The 18400-nt window shown below is 68.0% G+C and carries 6 protein-coding genes; 2 read left to right on the top strand and 4 right to left on the bottom strand.

The genetic code is table 11. The features are described 5' to 3' along the window. The first annotated feature begins 342 nt into the window (after window positions 1–342). Both NX778_RS12055 and NX778_RS12050 read left to right on the top strand, forming a co-directional pair. The gene (locus NX778_RS12055) at window positions 343–2058 is read left to right on the top strand and encodes a hypothetical protein (RefSeq protein ID WP_258811984.1); all 1716 of its coding nucleotides are present in this window, start codon (window positions 343–345) and stop codon (window positions 2056–2058) included. A gap of 48 nt (window positions 2059–2106) precedes the next feature. After that, window positions 2107–14733: a hypothetical protein gene (locus tag NX778_RS12050; protein ID WP_258811983.1), complete on the top strand. Its 12627-nt coding sequence runs from the start codon at window positions 2107–2109 to the stop codon at window positions 14731–14733. Window positions 14734–14780: 47 nt separating this feature from the next. On the opposite strand, the gene NX778_RS12045 is transcribed toward NX778_RS12050, so the two are convergent. The 4 genes from NX778_RS12045 to NX778_RS12030 all read right to left on the bottom strand — a co-directional run bounded on the left by NX778_RS12045 (window position 14781) and on the right by NX778_RS12030 (window position 18236). Next, entirely contained in the window at window positions 14781–15974 is a 1194-nt protein-coding gene (locus NX778_RS12045; protein ID WP_258811982.1) for a helix-turn-helix transcriptional regulator, read from the bottom strand. 112 nt (window positions 15975–16086) lie between these two features. After that, on the bottom strand, window positions 16087–16587 hold the full coding sequence (locus NX778_RS12040) for a SixA phosphatase family protein (protein WP_258811981.1): 501 nt from the start codon (window positions 16585–16587) through the stop codon (window positions 16087–16089). Between the two features lie 51 nt (window positions 16588–16638). Further along, a complete protein-coding gene (locus tag NX778_RS12035) occupies window positions 16639–17400 on the bottom strand; it encodes a molybdopterin-binding protein (RefSeq protein WP_258811980.1) in 762 nt (253 codons plus the stop codon). Next, window positions 17397–18236, bottom strand: a complete 840-nt coding sequence (locus tag NX778_RS12030; RefSeq protein ID WP_258811979.1) for a cytochrome b/b6 domain-containing protein — start codon at window positions 18234–18236, stop codon at window positions 17397–17399. Before NX778_RS12030 ends, NX778_RS12035 begins: the two co-directional genes overlap by 4 nt. Window positions 18237–18400 lie beyond the last annotated feature (164 nt).

The raw sequence follows: 18400 nt of genomic DNA, 5'->3' as shown, positions 1-18400 counted from the left end.
CCGCGGCGGCGCACCAAAAGTACGGCGGTCCAAGCGTATCACGGTTACATGAAATTGATGAAAGGAAGTTTGCTCCAAAGAATGACTGCCGCGTCCCGCCAACAACGTCCATACCCCAAATGGGGAATTGCTCCTGTTTAATAATTCTCATAGTCTCGATCCGGCCTGCGCGTACTGACAAATAACACCAAACCGCGGGCGGGGAGAGTCACGAAAAGGGAGCCGTTCCGTCTCACGCCGGAGCGTCAGGCGCAGCCTTGCCGAGGGCCGGGTGCGCCGCTGCCTGTCTGTTCTTCTCGCCTCGCGCACGACGCGCGCGATCAGATTTCACGAGAGAAGACCATGACCATCAAACACCGTGCACCCCAACCCAGCACTCTCGCGCTGGCGATCACCCTGGCCCTGACCGGATGCGGAGGCGGAGGCGGCGACCCGGCCCCCAATCCCGGCAGCGGCTCGAACAACCCGCCACCGCCACCCGTCAGCACCACGCTCACCGGCATCGTCGCCGATGGCTACGTCAGCGGCGCCACGGTCTGGCTCGACCTGAACAACAATAACGTCAAGGACGCCGACGAACCGGGCGCGGTGACGGACAGCGCCGGCCGCTACTCGCTGGCCGCCAGCCTGTCGGTGGCGCAGATCAACGGCCAGCGCCTGCGCGCGACCGGCGGCACCGACAATTCGACCGGAAAACCCTTCACCGGCGCCATGAGCGCGCTGGTCGAGGACGCGGCCAGCAAGCCGTCGGTGCCGGTGTCCCCGGTCAGCTCGATCATCGCCGGCATGGTCGCTTCAGGCGCCGTGCCGTCGCTGGCGCAGGCGCGCGACACGATGGCCAAGGCGCTCGGCCTGTCGTCGGTGGCGGCGCTGGACAAGGATCCGCTGAGCATCGCCGGCACCGAGAAGGCGCTGCTGCAGAAGATGGTCGCGCTGCAGAAGGCGATGGAAGTGCTGGCCGCGAGCGACAAGGCCGGCACCGAAAGCAACAGCGCGGCGTCGATGGCGCGCGTGGCGCAGGCCGTCGGCGCCGAAATCGTGCGCCAGGTGGCCGCGATGGGAACGGGCGCGGCGCTGCCCAGCGCCGCATCGATCATCAGCGGCGCGGTTGCCAACCAGGACCGCTTCTTCACCAACCGTCCGGCCGCGCACGCCGCGGGTCCGCTGGCGGCCGACATCGGCAGCCTGGCCGAAGCCACGGTCGCGGTCGCGCTCAGCCAGCTGCTGCAGATGGCCCCGGACGCGAGCGGCTCGACCCTGCAGGCGGGCCTCGTCACCTACGTCGATTCGCGCCTGGCGGTGATCCAGTCGGCGCAGGTCGCCGCGTCCCAGCGTGCCGCCCAGGTGGCGCAGTCGCCGGCCGGCGACCCGCCGCGGCTCGAAGCCGTGGTGCGCGATGCGGGCGTCGCGCCGTCGGTGATGGCGCTGGCGGCGGCGACCGCCAACATGCCGTCCATCCCGTCGGCATCTTCGCAGGCGCAGCCCATTCTTGAAAGCGTGCAGCGCGCAGTGGACCAGCTGCCGGTGAGCGGCTTGCCGACGCCGGCTCCGACGGCTGCGCCGACCCCGGCGCCGACGCAAGCCCCGACGCCGGCTCCGACCTGGCCTCCGACCCAGGCGCCGACGCCCGCGCCGACGCAAGCACCGACTCCCGCGCCGACGCAAGCACCGACCCCGGCTCCGACGCAAGCGCCGACGCAGGCCCCAACACCGGCTCCAACGCAGGCACCAACACCGGCGCCGACCGTAGCTCCGACCCCGGCGCCGACCCAGGCTCCGACCCAGGCTCCGACCCAGGCTCCAACCCAAGCACCGACCCCTGCCCCGACACAAGCACCGACGCCGACCGTGTCGCCGACTCCCGCCCCGACCGACGCACCGACACCGGCACCGACACAGGCGCCGACGCTTGCGCCGACGCTCGCGCCGACCCAGGCTCCGACCGCGGCCCCGACCCAGGCTCCCACGCCGGCGCCGACTCCGACGCCGACGGAGGCACCGACTGCAGCGCCGACGCAGGCGCCGACTTTGCCCCCGAACACCTTCCCCGGTACCTGAGCCGGCAATAACAAACGCACCTGACACGGACGCACCGAGGACACCGACATGACCACTTCGAACACTGTCATCATCAACGAGATTCCGGTCGACCCGACCGACAACACCAAGACCGCCTGGGGTCCCACGCTGGCCAGCCAGTACTTCTTCGTCATCGCCAACGGCACGGCCGCCGCCGAGACCTTCGACGCCGCCGACATCAGCGCGGCCACCAGGACCCTGATGGCCACCTACGGCCGTGGCATCACGGTCAATATGGGTGCGGGTAACGACACCGTCATCGGCTCGGCCTATGGCGATACGTTCAACCTCGGCGACGGCACCAACTACGCCGACGGCGGCGATAACCAGGGCACCTTGCCCGGTGGCGCACGCGCGCGCGACGTTCTCAATGTGTTCGCGGCCAGCCAGGCCGCCGCCGATGCGCTGACCGTGGTGGCGATCGACGCCGCCGCGACCGGAGCCGATGGCGAAGCCTATGCGGCCGGCTACCGGATCAAGGTCAGCAACGGCACCGAGATCGACTACCTGAAGAACGTCGAGCAGGTGAACGTGTTCGTCTCCTCGGGCAGCAGCTATGCCTTCGCGAAGACCGTGCAGCTGGCGATCAATGTCATGGAGGCGGACGGCAGCACCGACGTCTCGAACAACCTGGACCTCGCGTGGGTGCAGGGCTCGCAATTCAACGACAGCTTCGACGCCAACACCGACATCTCGGCAGCGACGCGAACGCTGATGGACCAGCATAAGCGTGGTGTCTGGGTCGATCTTGGCGCGGGCGACGACACCGTCGTCGGCAGTGCGTACGGCGATGACATCAGCGTTGGCGCCGGCACCAACTACGTCGACGGCGGCGGCAACGCCGGTTCGCCGCCGTGGGGCGGCAAGGCGCAGGACGTGCTGCACGTGACCGTCGCGACCCAGGCGGCAGCGGACGCTGTGCAGGTGGTCCAGCTCACCGCCGGCATGACCGGCGCGGACGCGCAAGCCTTCACCAACGGCTACACGCACAAGGTGATGGCGGGCGCGGAGACCGACTATATCAAGGGCATCGAGCGCGTGAGCGTGCAGGTCGCGGCCGCCAATGGCGGCTCGACCTGGGCCCGTGACATTCCGCTGACCGTGGTGGTGCAGGAAGCGAACCTGGCCGACACCAGCGCCAACTACTACCACCTGGCCTGGGTCAATGGCACGGCGGGCGCCGACACCATCGACCTGTCGAGCGGTTCGACGCTGCTGTCGAGCGAGCTGCAGGCGGCGCTGGTCGCGCGCGGGCACGGCGTGTGGGTCGACGGCGGCGCCGGCAACGACACCATCACCGGCACCGCGTTCGCGGACAACTTCCGCAACGGTGCGGGCAACTCGAAGATCGACGGCGGCGCCAACGCCGGCGGCATGGACGTGTTCGAGATTACCGTGGCCTCCACCGCCGAGATGAGCGCCGTGCAGGTCAGCGCCTCGGACGATCCTGCCTGGCAGTACATGGTCACCTACGGTTCCGGAAGCACGCAGAAGGACTACCTGAAGAACATCGAGGCGATCACCATCAACGTCGCCGGCACCACGACCGGCAAGTGGATCCCGCTGGCGGTCAACGTCAACGAAATCGCCGCCAGTGGCGACCTCGCCAATTCGATGCACTACGCGTGGGCGCAGGGCACCACGCAGGACGACCACTTCGACGCCACGACCGACGTGTCGGCCGCCACGCGCACGCTGATGGACCAGCACAAGCGCGGGGTCTGGGTCGACCTCGGCGCGGGCAATGACACCGTGACCGGCAGCGCTTACGGCGACGACATCAATGTGGGCGCCGGCACCAATTACGTCGACGGCGGCGGCAACGCCGGCTCGCCGCCGTGGGGCGGCAAGGCCCAGGACGTGCTGCACGTGACCGTGGCCGACCAGGCTGCGGCCGCCGCGGTGCAGGTCACCCAGCTGACGGCCGGCATGAGCGGCGCCGACGCGCAGGCTTTCACCAACGGCTACACGCACAAGGTGGTGGCGGGCGCCGAGACCGACTACATCAAGGGCATCGAGCGCGTGAGCATCGAGGTCGCCGCGAATGGCGGCGGCAGCACGTGGGCGCGCGACGTGCCGCTGACCGTGGTGGTGCAGGAAGCGAACCTGGCCGACCCGGCCAGCGTCAACTACTACCACCTGGCCTGGGTCAACGGCACCGCGGGCAACGACAGCATCGACCTGTCCAGCGGCAGCACGCTGCTGTCGAGCGAGTTGCAGGCGGCGATGGCGGCGCGCGGGCGCGGCGTTTGGGTCGATGCCGGGGCCGGCAACGACACCATCACTGGCACCGCATTTGCCGACAACTTCCGCAACGGCCCCGGTAACTCGAAGATCGATGGCGGCGCCAACGCCGGCCCCGGTGGCGCCAAGGGCAACGACGTGTTCGAGATCGCGGTGGCCTCTACCGCGGAGCTGAACGCGATCCAGGTCAGCCTGTCCGACGACCCGGCCTACCAGTGGATGGTCACCTACGGCAGCGGGAGCACGCAGAAGGACTACCTGAAGAACATCGAGGCGGTCAGCATCAACGTCACCGGCACCAGCACCGGCAAGTGGATCGCGCTGGCGCAGACCGTGTATGAGATTCCATCCAGCGGCGACCTCGCCAATTCGCTGGACTACGCCTGGGCGCAAGGCACGGCGCTGGACGAGACCTTCAACGCCGCCACCGACATCTCGGCCGCTACGCGCACCCTGATGGATCAGCACCAGCGCGGCGTGTGGGTCGACATGGGCGCGGGGAACGACACCGTGACCGGTAGCGGCTACGGCGACGACATCAACGCCGGCGCCGGCACCAACTACGTCGACGGCGGCGCCAACGCAGGCTCGCCGCCGTGGGGCGGCAAGGCCATCGACGTGCTGCGCGTGACGGTCGCCGACCAGGCCGCAGCGGACGCGGTTCAGGTCACCCAGCTGGCCGCCGGCATGAGCGGCGCGGACGCACAGGCCTTCACCAACGGTTACACGTACAAGGTGGTGGCGGGTGGCGAGACCGACTACATCAAGAACATCGAGCGCGTGACGGTGCAGGTCGCGGGCGCCAACGGCAGCACGACCTGGGCGCGCGACATCCCGCTCACGGTGCTGGTACAGGAGGTGAACACCTCCGATCCGAACGCGGTCAAGGGCAGCACGCTGGCCTGGGTCACAGGCACCGCCGGCGCCGACACCATCGACCTGTCCGGCGACACGCCGCTGCTGAGCAGCGCCCTGAAGGCGGCGATGGCCACCAACAAGCACGGTGTCTACGTCGACGGTGGCGCCGGCAACGACGTCATCACCGGCACCGCTTATGCCGACTACTTCCGCAACGGTCAGGGCAATTCGAAGATCGACGGCGGCACCGAAATCGCTCCCGACGGGCAGCAGGGCCGCGACGTGTTCGACATCACCGTTGGCGGCGCCGCCGAGATGGCTGCCATCACCGTCGCTGTGTCCGACGATCCGGCTTACGCCTTCATGGTCACCTACGGCAGCGGCAGCACCCAGAAGGACTACCTGAAGAATATCGAAGGCATCTGGCTGCACGAGTCCGCGACCGGCACCAGCAAGTGGATCGACCTGGCGCCGCCGCCCGTGCCTGTTCCGAACACCGCGCCTACCTTCACCGGCGTGCCTGCCGGCGTGGCGGTCAGCGATTTCGGCGCCGACTACGGCGCGCTGGGCGGCATCGCGCTCGCCAGCGGCAAGCTGCTGACGGTCTCCTATGGCGCGACCCCGGGCGCCGACTACATGCTCTACCTGACCCGCGCCAACGCCGACGGCAGCATCGACACTAGCTTCGGCGGCGGCACCGGCCGTGTGCTGGTCCCGACCTCGTTCGGCACCACGGCGACAGCGCTCGAACTCTCCGGCGGCAAGCTGCTGGTCGGCGTCTCGACCTATGGCAGCACGGGCGATTTCCGTGTCCTGCGCTTGAGTGCCGACGGCGGCGTCGACACCACCTTCGGCACCAATGGCTCGACCACGGTCTCGTTCGGCAGCGGCGCGGATTCTCTGCGCAAGATCCTGGTCGACGGCAGCGGCAAGATCCTGATGGTCGGGAACACCGAATCGGCCACCGGCCGTGACCTCGCGGTAGTGCGCCTGAACGCGGACGGTTCGCTCGATAATACCTTCAACGGCAGCGGCAAGTTCACCCTGTCGCTCGGCAGCGGCAATGCCGTCGCCAACGCGGTCGCGGTGCAGGCGGACGGCAAGCTGGTGCTGGCGGGTTATGCACCCAACGGCAGCCTCAATGAGGTCGCGGTGGTGCGCCTGAACGCCGACGGCACGCTCGACACGACCTTTGGCAGCGGCGGCAAGGTGCTGATGCCGATCGGCCCTGGCGCCAACCTCGCCACCACGGTCGAAGTGCTCGCGAGCGGCAAGATCCTGCTGGGCGGGTATGCCAGGACCGGCGCCGATGCCAGCACCGACTGGGATGCGGCGCTGGTGCGCCTGAATGCCGACGGCAGCGCCGATGCCAGCTTCGGCACCGGCGGCGTGGTCAAGACCCACCTGAGCGACTTCAACGACAACGTGCTGGCGATGAAGGTGCAGGCCGACGGCAAGATCGTCATGCTGTCCGACACCGGCTACAACGCGTCGAGCATGAACGGCAAGGTGGCGGTCCTGCGCTACAACGCCGACGGCACTCTGGACACCAGCTTCGGCAACAACGGAGTCGCCAAGATAACGATCCACGGCATTGCGGAACAGCCCAATTCGCTGGCCCTGGTCGGCGACAAGATCGTGGTGTTCGGCAGCAGCGTCAATGACACCAATTTCGACACCAGCAATGTGATCGTCCGCCTGAACGCGAACGGAACGCCTGACACGACCTTTGGCGTGAACAATCCGACTTCGCTCGGCGGCACCATCAAGGTCGATGGCATCCACCCGGTGGCGCTGGACGCCAACGCGGCCATCTACGACTATGAGCTGGCCTCGGGCGACAACTATGCGGGGGCCACGCTGACCCTGGCGCGCCATGGCGGCGCCAATGCCGAAGACGTGTTCCGCCCGGTGGGCGAGGTTACTGTCGACGCTACCGGCAACGTGATCATCGGGACCATCGTGATCGGCACCGTGACCCAGTCCGCAGGCACGCTGACCGTCACCTTCAACACCAACGCCACCCAGGGCCTGGTCAACCGCGCTTTGCATGGCATCGGCTATACCAACGCCAGCAGCACGCCGCCGTCGTCGGTCACGATCGACTGGGCATTCTCCGACGGGACTGCAAGCCACCCCTTGTCGGCTACCGGCAGTACGACCGTGCAGATCGGGATGCAGGTGTACGAGAAGCTGCACTCGGTCACCAACCCCGACACCGCGCCGGACGGTACCCTCCTCGCAAACCTCAACTATCCCGGCGTCGTGAACGGCACCGCCGCAGCCGATACCTTCGACAGCGCTACCGGCTTCTCCGCGGCCCAGCGCGCGGTGATGGACCAGTACAAGCACGGTGCGTTCTTCGATATGGGGCCGGGCGACGACACCGTCACCGGCACCGGCTACAGCGACCTGTTCATCCTCGGCGGCGGCACCAACAAGGTCGATGGCGGCGCCAACGCCGGCACGCTGAACGGCGCGGCGGGCAAGGACATCGTCAACGTCTACGCGACCAGCAAGGCCGCGGCCGATGCGGTCAGCGTGGTCAAGCTGGATGCCAGCGCGACCGGCGCCGACAAGGCCGCGTTCGACGCCGGCTACGACGTCAAAGTGGTCAACGGCGGCGAGATCGACTACCTGAAGAACGTCGAGCAGGTCAACATCTTCCAATGGACCGACGCCAACGGCGACGGCCTGCGCCAGTCGAACGAGTCCACCTTCTCGCGCGGCGTGCAGCTGGTGCTGGGCGTGAACGAGATCGTCCAGAGCGCCACCGATCCGACCAAGGATAACGGCGGCACGCCGCTCTCGACCTACTCTGCCTTTGCCTGGGCCAATGGCTGGAACGGCAACGACAGCTTCAACGCCGCCACCGACGTCAGCGCCGCGACCCGCGCGCTGATGGACCAGTACGGCCGCGGTGTATGGGTGAACACGGGCGCGGGGAACGACACCGCGGTCGGCTCGGCCTACGCCGACTGGTTTGACATGGGCACCGGCACCAACTACGTGGACGGCGGCGCCAACGGCGGCAGCAATCCGTGGGGTGGCCAGCCGCGCGACCAGCTCAACGTGACCGTGGCGGCAGCCGACGCCGGCAAGGTCAGCGTGGTCGCGCTGACCGCCGGGATGAGCGACGCCACCGACGCCGCCGCCTATTCGGCCGGCTACACCTGGAAGGTCATGGCTGGCGCCGAGATCGACTACGTGAAGGGCATCGAGGTCGTCAACGTCAACGCCTGGACCGACGCCAACAGCAACGGCGTGCGCGACAACGGCGAGGTCCAGTACCACCATCGCATCGCGCTGTCGATGCTGGTGGACGAGGTCAGCGTCAGCACCACCGACCCGACGCGCGACAGCGGCGGCAACCTCCTGTCCACCTACGGCCAGCTGGCCTGGGGCGAGGGCACAAACGGCAACGACACCTTCAACGCCGCGACCGACGTCACCGCCGCCACCCGCGCGCTGATGGCGCAGGTGGGCCGTGGCGTGTTCGTCGACACCCGCGCCGGCAACGACACCGTCGTCGGCTCCAACTGGGGCGACTATATCCGCGCCGGCGCCGGCGTGAAGCACATCGACGGCGGCGCCAACCAGGGCACCGACACCACCGGCCACGCCGCGCGCGACACGCTCGAGCTGCTGGTAGCCGACCAGGCCGCGGCCGACGCGGTCGCCGTCACCAAGCTGACCGCCGACATGACCGGCGCCGATGGCCAGGCCTATGCCGACGGCTACACGCACAAGGTGGTCAACGGCAGCGTCTCGACCGACTACGTGAAGAACATCGAGCAGGTCAACATCCAGATCTGGACCGACAAGAACGGCAACGGACTGCCCGACTTCGCATCCAGCACGGATCCGGCCAACGAGGTCACCTTCGCGCGTTCGATCGACCTCACCACGCCGCCGGTCGCGCCCAACACCGCGCCGACCTTCACCGGCGTGCCTGCCGGCGTCGCGGTCAGCGATTTCGGCGCCGATTACGGCGCGCTGGGCGGCATCGCGCTCGCCAGCGGCAAGCTGCTGACGGTGTCCTACGGCACCACGCCCGGCGCCGACTACATGATCTACCTGACCCGCGCCAACGCCGACGGCAGCGTCGACACCAGCTTCGGCGGCGGCAGCGGGCGCGTGCAGATCCCGACCTCGTACGGCAGCGTCGCGGCGCCGCTCGAACTCTCCGGCGGCAAGCTGCTGGTCGGCGTCTCGACCTATGGCGCCACGGCCGACTTCCGCGTGCTGCGTATGAATGCGGACGGCAGCGTCGACACCACCTTCGGCGCCAGTGGCTCGACCACGGTCTCGCTGGGCAGCGGCGCCGAGTCGCTGCGCAAGATCCTGGTCGACGGCAGCGGCAAGATCGTCATGGTCGGGAACACCGAATCGGCCACCGGCCGCGACCTCGCCGTGGTGCGCCTGAACGCGGACGGTTCGCTCGACACCTCCTTCAACAGCAGCGGCAAATTCACCCTGTCGCTCGGCGCCGGCAACGCCGCCGCCAACGCGGTCGCGGTGCAGGCCGACGGCAAACTGGTGCTGGCGGGCTTCGCGCCGAACGGCAGCGTCAACGAAGTCGCGGTGGTGCGCATGAATGCCGACGGCACGCTCGACACCACCTTCGGCAGCGGCGGCAAGGTGCTGATGCCGATCGGCCCCGGCGCCAACCTGGCGACCACCGTCGAGGTACTCGCGAGCGGCAAGATCCTGCTGGGCGGGTACGCCAGGACCGGCGCCGACTCGACCACCGATTGGGATCCGGCGCTGGTGCGCCTGAACGCCGACGGCAGCGCCGACACCACCTTCGGCACGGCCGGCGTGGTCAAGACCCACCTGAGCAATTTCAACGACAACCTGGTGGCGATGAAGGTGCAGGCCGACGGCAAGATCCTCGTACTGTCCGACAGCGGCTTCAATTCGTCGAGCATGAATGGCCAGGTCGCGGTGCTGCGCTACAACGCCGACGGCACGCTCGACACCAGCTTCGGCAGCGGCGGCGTCGCCAAGACGACGGTGCACGGCATCTCCGAGCAGCCCAATTCGCTGGCGCTGGTAGGCGACAAGATTGTGGTGTTCGGCAGCAGCGTCAATGACGGCAAATACGACACCAGTAATTTCATCCTGCGCCTGAACGCGGACGGCACGCCGGACGCCACCTTCGGCGTGAGCAACCCGTCCTCGCTGGGCGGGACGGTGAAGGGCGACGGCATCCATCCGGTCGCGCTGGACGCCAACGTATCGATCTTCGATGCCGAGCTTTCCAAGGCCGGCAGCTACGCCGGCGCCACGCTGACCTTCGCGCGCCACGGCGGCGCCAGCGCGGACGACACTTACTTCCCGGTCAACGAGCTGACCGCCGACGACAATGGCAACCTGATGATCGGGACCGTCATTGTCGCCACGGGCACGGAAAACGCCGGCACGCTGACGCTGACCTTCACCGCCGCCGCCACCCAGGGCCTGGTCAATCGCGTCATGCACGGCATCGGCTACGCCAACACCAGCGCCACGCCGCCGTCCTCGGTCATCATGGACTGGACCTTCTCGGACGGGAACAGCGGCGCGCAGGGCACCGGCGGCGCATTGTCGGCCACCGGCAGCACCACCGTGCAGATCGGGATGCGCGTGTACGAGAAGGTCGCTTCGGTCAACAATCCGGCCAACGCGCCTGATGGCACGCCGCTGGCGACGCTGACCTATCCGGGCGTGGTGAACGGCACCGCGGCAGCCGACAGCTTCGACAGCGCGACCGGCTTCTCGGCCGCGCAGCTCGCGGTGATGGACCAGTACAAGCACGGCGGCTACTACGACATGGGGCCGGGCGACAACAACGTCACCGGCACCGGCTACAGCGACCTGTTCGTCCTCGGCGCCGGCACCAACAAGGTCGATGGCGGCGCGCAGGCCGGCACACTGAACGGCACGGCCGGCAAGGACATCGTCAATGTCTACGCCACTAGCCAGGCCGCGGCCGATGCGGTCACCGTGGTCAAGCTGGACGCGACTGCGACCGGCGCCGATAAGACCGCCTTCGACGCCGGCTACGACGTCAAGGTGACCAATGGCGCCGAGATCGACTACCTGAAGAATATCGAGCAGGTCAACATCTTCACCTGGACCGACTCCAACGACGACGGCCTGCGCCAGAGCGGCGAGACGGTCTACGCCCGCGGCGAGTCGCTGGTGCTGTCGGTGAACGAGCTCCCGGTCAGCCCGACCGACGCCACCAAGGACACCGCCGGCCACCCGCTGAAGGACGCATGGAACTTCGCCTGGGCCAACGGCTGGTACGGCAACGACAGCTTCAACGTCGCCACCGACGTCAGCGCCGCGACGCGTACGCTGATGGACCAGTACGGACGCGGCGTGTGGGCCAGCCTGGGCGACGGCAACGACACCTTCGTCGGCTCGGCCTGGGGCGATACCGTCGAACTTGGGCGCGGCACCAACTACGCCGACGGCGGCGCCAACGGCGGCACCAACCCGAACGGCGTGATGGCGCGCGATGAACTCGACATCTACGTCGCGCCGGGCACCACGGTGAGCTCGCTCAAGCTCACCACCGGCATGAGCGACGCCACCGACGCCGCCGCCTTCGCGGCAGGCTACACGTACAAGATCATGGCCGGCGCCGAGATCGACTACGTGAAGAACATCGAGGTGGCCAACATCTGGAACTGGACCGACGCCAACCACAACGGCCAGCGCGAAGGCAGCGAGATGAGCTGGTACGGCCGCATCCCGTTCTCGCTGGTCGTGGACGAAGTGACGCCGAATTCGACCTTGAACACGCTCCCGCAGATGGCCTGGGCCTACGGTGGTCCCGGCGACGACAGCTTCAGCGTCAGCGCCAACGTGTCGGCGGCCACCCGCGCGTTGATGGGGCAGTACAAGGCCGGCGCCTGGATCGATATGGGCGACGGCAACGACGTCGTGGTCGGCAGCGACTACGCCGACAACATCAACCTGGGCAAGGGCGTCAACAAGGCCGATGGCGGCGCCAACCTGCCGGGCAACGCGTCCGGCAACCAGGCGCGCGATGTGCTCGAGATGATGGTGTCCAGCCAGGCCGAAGCCGATGCCGTCACGTCGACAGCACTGACCGCGGACATGAGCGGCGCAGACGGCGCTGCCTACGCCGAGGGCTACCGCTTCAAGATCGCCAACGGGACCAGCGAGATCGACTACGTCAAGAACATCGAGGACGTGCGCGTGATGATCTGGAATGACCTGAACCACAACGGTCAGCGCGACTATGGAACCGATGCAAACGAAGTGACCTTCGGCCGCATGATCACGCTGGTGCCGGACAGCCCGCCGAGCTTCGCCGGTGCGCCGGCGGGCGTGGCGCTGATCCGGGCCGGCTTCGACTTCACGCCGACCGGCCTGGCCACGATGGCGGATGGCCGCATGCTGACACTGTCGCTGATGGACATGGTCGCGAACGGCGACAACTACACCACCGCGCTGGCGCGTCACAATCCGGACGGTTCGCTTGACACCAGCTTCGGCTCGGGCGGCATGGTGCTGCTGCCGGTCAGCTTCGGCTCGGTGATCGCACCGCCGGTGGTGCTCGCGGACGGCAAGGTACTGATGGCGGTGTCGTCGACGTGGGCGCCGGGCGCCGACTTCAAGGTGGTGCGCCTGAACGCCGACGGCACGGTCGACGGCAGCTTCGGCACCAACGGCGCGGCCATCGTCTCGCTCGGCGCGGGCAGCGATACGCCGACCAAGCTGATGGTGCAGGCCGACGGCAAGATTGTCGTTGCCGGTAACGCCGGCAGCGCCAGCGGCGGCGACATGGCGGCCGTGCGCCTCACCGCCAGCGGCCAGCTCGATACGGCCTTCAACGGCACCGGTACGCTGGTGGTGGCGGCGTCCGCCGGCATCGACCGCGCTTCCGCCGCCGTGCTGCAGGGCGACGGCAAGCTGCTGCTGGCCGGGACCGCGGCCGGCGCGTCCGACCTCGACTTCGCCCTGGTACGCGTGAACGCCGACGGCTCGCTCGACACCAGCTTCGGCAGCGGCGGCAAGGTGCTGCTGCCGGTGGGGACGGGCGACGACCGTGCCTACTCGGTGGTGGTGCAAGGCGACGGCAAAATCCTGCTTGCCGGCGACGCGTTCAACGGCGCCGCCGCCGACCTGGCGCTGGCGCGCTTCAACGCCGACGGCAGCGTCGACACCAGCTTCGGCAGCGGCGGCAAGGTGGTGCTGCACCAGAGCGGCGCGGTGGATCGCGGCCAGTACATGCTGGTGCAGGACGACGGAAAGATCGTCACCGCCGGCTGGAGCGGCGGCACCGCCAACGGCGGCGCGCTGACCGTCACCCGCCTGAACGCCGACGGCTCGCTCGACAGCGGTTTCGGCAACCACGGCGTGGTGGCGCTCGCGCTGCAAGGAATGGACAACCGCGCCGCCGGTCTCGCGCTGGTCAACGGCAAGCTGGTGGTGCTGGGCATATCGAGCTTCAATGTCGACGCCGACGCCAGCATGGCGCTGGTGCGCCTGAACATGGACGGCAGCCTGGACTCGACCTTCGGCACGCCGTATGCCAACTCGCTGCCCTTCAACGTCCAGGCCGACGGGCTGCATCCGGCACTGCTGGCCTTTAACGGCGCGCTGTACGACGCCGAGCTGGCGGGGCAGGGCAACTACGCCTACGCCTCGCTGAACATCGCCCGCCAGGGCGGCGCCAGTGCGGACGACGTGTTCGTGGCCAGCGGTGAAGTCAGCTTCGCCAACCACGTGCTGAGCGTGGGCGGCACCGCGATCGGCACGGTCGACCAATCGGGCGGCAGCCTGGTGATCCATTTCAGCGACGCCGCGACGCAGGGCCTGGTCAACCGCGCGCTGCATGGCATCGCTTACACCAATGCCGGCGCGGCGCCCGGCGCATCTGTGACGCTGCAGTGGAAGCTCGCCGATGAGCAGAACATCGCGAGCTATATGAGCACCACGGTGCAGATCGGCGTCACGGTTGCCGAGACGGTGCGCGCCTTCGTCGACCCGACCCTCGACACCACCGGCGCCAAGCTGTCCACGCTGCCATGGCTGGCGACGGTGAGCGGCAGCCTGCACGGCGAGACCTTCAGCGCCGATGCGGCCTTGTCGAACCAGGTGAAAGCGCTGATGGCCGAACTGGGACGCGGCGCCGACATCCAGACCCATGGCGGCGGCGACACCGTCAGCGGCACCGCGTTCGGCGACCACTTCGTGACCGGCGCCGGCGTCAACTACATCGACGGCGGCGCGAACGGCGGCACCGATCCTTCGGGCGCGGCGGCGGTGGACGTGCTGGAAGTGTTCGTCGCCAGCCAGGCGGCGGCCGATGCGGTGCAGCTGGTGGCCCTGAACGCGCAGTCGACCGGCGCCGACCTGGCGGCATACAACGCGGGCTACCTGTTCAAGGTGAACGCTGGCAGCGAGACCGACTACCTGAAGAACGTGGAGAAGGTCCAGGTCACGATCTGGACTGACCTGAACGGCAACCACCTGCAGGAGACGGCCGAACTGACGGCGGCCAAGCTGATCGGCGTGCCGGCGGCGTAAGCGAAATACCGTCGTTCCGGCCTGCGCGGGAACGGCGGTCTATTTTCTCAGGCGCGCCGGCCCGGCAGCGCGATGGGCTGGACCGCCGGCGGCAGCGGCGCCGAGGGCAGGCGCAGCAGCAGGCGCACCAGTTCCGGCTGGCGGTTGGTGGCGGTCTTCTGGTAGATCGACGCCAGCTGTTTGCGCACGGTGTCGTACTGCACGCCGAGCGTATCGGCGATGGACTTGAGCGGCATGCCGTCGGCCAGCAGCAGCGCGACCCGGCATTCGGCCTGCGACAGTCCGAACGCGGCCGACAGCAGCGTGCTGTCCACGTGTTCGGCCGACTGCGGATGGTACAGGAACAGGATCACCAGCGGGCGGATGCCGAAGCTGCTCATCACCTGTTCCGGCAGCAGCGTGGTGAAGAAGCCGTACATGCTGTCCGCCGGCGCGCCCGGCTCGCTCGCCAGGTGCAGCGCGCTGTAGCCCGGGTCGCAGCCCGGCGCGCCGGCAAAGCGCACCTCGTCTTCGAGTTCGGCGCAGCGGTCGTAAAAGGCGCGCTGGTAGGGCTCGGGCAGCTTCAGGTGCCCGTCCACCACCCGCAGCAGCTTGCTTGATTCCAGCAGCCGGCGCGCGGCGGCGTTCTGGTGCGCGACCTTGCCCTCCGGCGTGATCAGCAGCACCGGCTGGTTCATCTTGTCGACCAGCGCATGGCCGACCAGCGCCTGGGTCGAATACACGAAATGCCGCATGCCGATGCGGCAGGCGCGCGTCAGGTGCGGCCGCAGGCGGTCGAGGAAGTCGATCGCCTCGCGCGGCAGCGGGCCGTCCTTTGGCCGCCGCAGCAGGGCCATCAGCACCGACGCGTCGTCGTTCGCCACCAGCTTGAACGCGGACAGGTAGCGCGCGTCGTTCGGCAGCAGGAACTCCTGGTAGAAGGGATCGTTGGCGACGAAGGCCTCGTCGAAATGCTCGTGGCAGTGCATCCACTCGTTTTCGCCCTGCGCGTGCATCCTCTGCACGCGCGGATCGATGTACTGGTAGCGGCGGATGTAGTCCATGTCGATCTGCGCCGCCATGTCCGCGCCCTCGCTGTACGACAGCGCGCCCTGCGCCTTGTCGAAGGCGAGCAGGTGCACGGCGCGGGTGTCCAGCGCCTCGTTCAGGCACGCGATCAGGGCGCTCCACGCCTGCTTGTTGTCCAGCGTGTCGTAGGTGAGGTTGACGAGTCGGTCAAAGCGCTGCTGGGACAGGTCCATTTGTCAATTTGTCTATTCGCGTTAACGGATTTTTCACAAATCTACCCGAGTTGCATGCTTCTGTGAACTAAAGGTTGCGCGTCAACAACGACTGCGGATCGCTTACCCATGCTTACGGCAGGGACGTCAGCCTGACCGTGCGCATCTGGCCGTCCGGCCCGGGCGTCAGTTGGTACAGGCGGCTGTATTCACTGTCCGGAATTTCCTTGTCGGCCTCGGCGCCGCCGAACAGGCGCACCAGGTCCGGCACGGTATTCGAATGGCCGACCACCAGCACCGCGCCGTCGAGCGCGCGCACCTGGTCCACCAGCGCCTGCGGATTGCGCGGGTCGTAAGCGGCCAATGCCACGTGGCTGTCGACGGCCACCGGCTCGGCGGTTTGGCGGGTGCGCGCGGTCGGCGTGCTGAACACGTGGCTGATGCCGGCCTTGCGCAGCATGGTGGCGAGATTCAGGGCGCGCTGGCGGCCGGTCGCGGTCAGGTCCGGGTCTTTGCTTTCAAGCCCTTTCTCCGCATGGCGGACGATGTAGATCGCGCTCGGTTCGGCCAGCGCCCAGGCAGGGGCCAGCAGGGCGGCGGCCAGCGGCAGCGCGCGCATCAACTTGGTGGTCATGCTCATCCTTACCGTGACAAGATGGCACGGATGTTATCACAAGGATAATGCTCAGATGCCGGCATACCACTCGTAGCCGAGGTCTTCCCAGTAGCCGCCCTTGCCGCCGCGGATGCCGTCGAGGCGATCCACCAGCTCGATGCGCATCAGGTACTTGGCCTGCTTGTAGCCCAGCTGGCGCTCGACCCGCAGGCGCAGCGGCGCCCCGTTGGCGACCGGCAGCGGCGCGTCGTTCAACCCGTAGGCGAGGATGGTTTGCGGATGGTAGGCCTCGGCCAGGTCGATGCTTTCGTAGTAGGTCGACAGCGGCGCGGTCTGGTCCGAACCGTCCATCGGATCGGCGCAGTGGAACACGACGAAGCGGGCGCGGGGCAGCGGCCCGGCCAGGTTCAGCACGCGCGCCAGCTGCACGCCGGTCCACTTGCCGATCACGCTCCAGCCTTCCACGCAGTCGTGGCGCGTGACCTGGGTGCGCGGCGGCAGCATCTTCAGCTGCGCGAGATTCAGCTGCAAGGGCTGGCGCACCGCGCCGTCCACCTGCAGCAACCAGTCGTGAAAGCCGTTCGCCACCAGGCCGCGGTAGATCGCGCTGTCGGGCATGCTGGTGCCGTTGCTGCGGAATTCGCCGCTGACTTCGTCCTCGCCGAATTCCTGCGCCAGCGCGCCGGCTCCGGTCACGTGGTTCTGGGCCCAGCGGCTGAGGAACTGCGCCTGGCGCAGCATCGCGGTGAACGAGGCGCTGTCGGACAGGCGGTCGCAGCCGCCCAGCAAGCCGGCGCCGGCAAGGAGAAAAGCGCGGCGGCCGATGCTCATGATCCGGCCTCGTGGCGGTCGGCCGGCAGCCGGTACTTCCCGGTCACCATCGAACGCAGGTTGTTCCAGAGGCCCGTGACGATCACCTCGAACACATGGACCAGCACGAAGGCGAGCAGGCTGAACGCCGCGATGAAATGCAGCGTGCGCGCCGACTGCCGGCCACCCAGCCAGTCCACCCAGCCCACGCCGAACAGCGCATCCATGTGCGGCGACATCGCCAGCCCGGCCACCACGATCAGCGGCAGCAGCACGAAGATCACCAGCAGGTAGGTCAGGTTCTGCAGCACGTTGTAGCGGCGCGCCGACTCGCCGCCGGGATGGCGCAGCAGCAGGTGCTCGCGCAGCGACGTACCGATGCCGCGCAGCTCGGGCCTGGTCGGCACCAGGTCGCGCCGCAGGTGACCGCTCCCGATCGTGTAGCCGATGTAGGCGATGCCGTTGATGACGAACACCCAGGCGAAGAACAGGTGCCAGTTGCGCGCCGTCGCCAGGTACTGCGGGCCGGGAATCGTGGCCCAGGCCGGGAACGCGCGTTCCATCTTCCGGCCGCCGACGCGCGAGGCGCCAAGGACGCCATCGGTCGCAAATTCGTGTTCGCCGACCTGGGTGACGCCGTGGGGCATGCCGTCCGCCCCGTCCACCGCCGTGATCGACAGCAGCGGCGCGTCGAAATCGGATTCGCGCCCCCAGTACAGGTGCGGGTGCGCGTTGAAGATGCCGAGCCCGCTCATCAGCATGATGAAGAAGCAGATTACGTTGATCCAGTGCATCACTCGCACCGGCAAGCGATGTCGATAGAACATCTGCGGAGCAGTGGTTTGGTCACGGCGCATGGGGAGCACCTCGCACTTATGCATCGGCGATTTGGAGTATGCGCCTTTTCCTTGAGCGTGGCTGGCGAAATCGTTTTCCCAGCCGTGCCTGCCGCAGAAATCGGGCGGCCCCTAGAGTGGCTGCCGCGCAGCTACAGTAGTTTTTTACAAAAGGCAAGCCCATT

Source organism: Massilia terrae, assembly GCF_024753145.1.
Classification (GTDB): domain Bacteria; phylum Pseudomonadota; class Gammaproteobacteria; order Burkholderiales; family Burkholderiaceae_D; genus Telluria; species Telluria terrae.
The sequence above is the reverse complement of the archived record's forward strand: the minus strand, read 5'-3'. Positions and strand labels throughout refer to the sequence as shown.

Coding starts and splice junctions, on each gene's coding strand:
- NX778_RS12030 (WP_258811979.1), bottom strand. CDS start 18,236: ATGCGCCGTGACCAAACCACTGCTCCGCAGATGTTCTATCGACATCGC.
- NX778_RS12055 (WP_258811984.1), top strand. CDS start 343: ATGACCATCAAACACCGTGCACCCCAACCCAGCACTCTCGCGCTGGCG.
- NX778_RS12040 (WP_258811981.1), bottom strand. CDS start 16,587: ATGACCACCAAGTTGATGCGCGCGCTGCCGCTGGCCGCCGCCCTGCTG.
- NX778_RS12045 (WP_258811982.1), bottom strand. CDS start 15,974: ATGGACCTGTCCCAGCAGCGCTTTGACCGACTCGTCAACCTCACCTAC.
- NX778_RS12050 (WP_258811983.1), top strand. CDS start 2,107: ATGACCACTTCGAACACTGTCATCATCAACGAGATTCCGGTCGACCCG.
- NX778_RS12035 (WP_258811980.1), bottom strand. CDS start 17,400: ATGAGCATCGGCCGCCGCGCTTTTCTCCTTGCCGGCGCCGGCTTGCTG.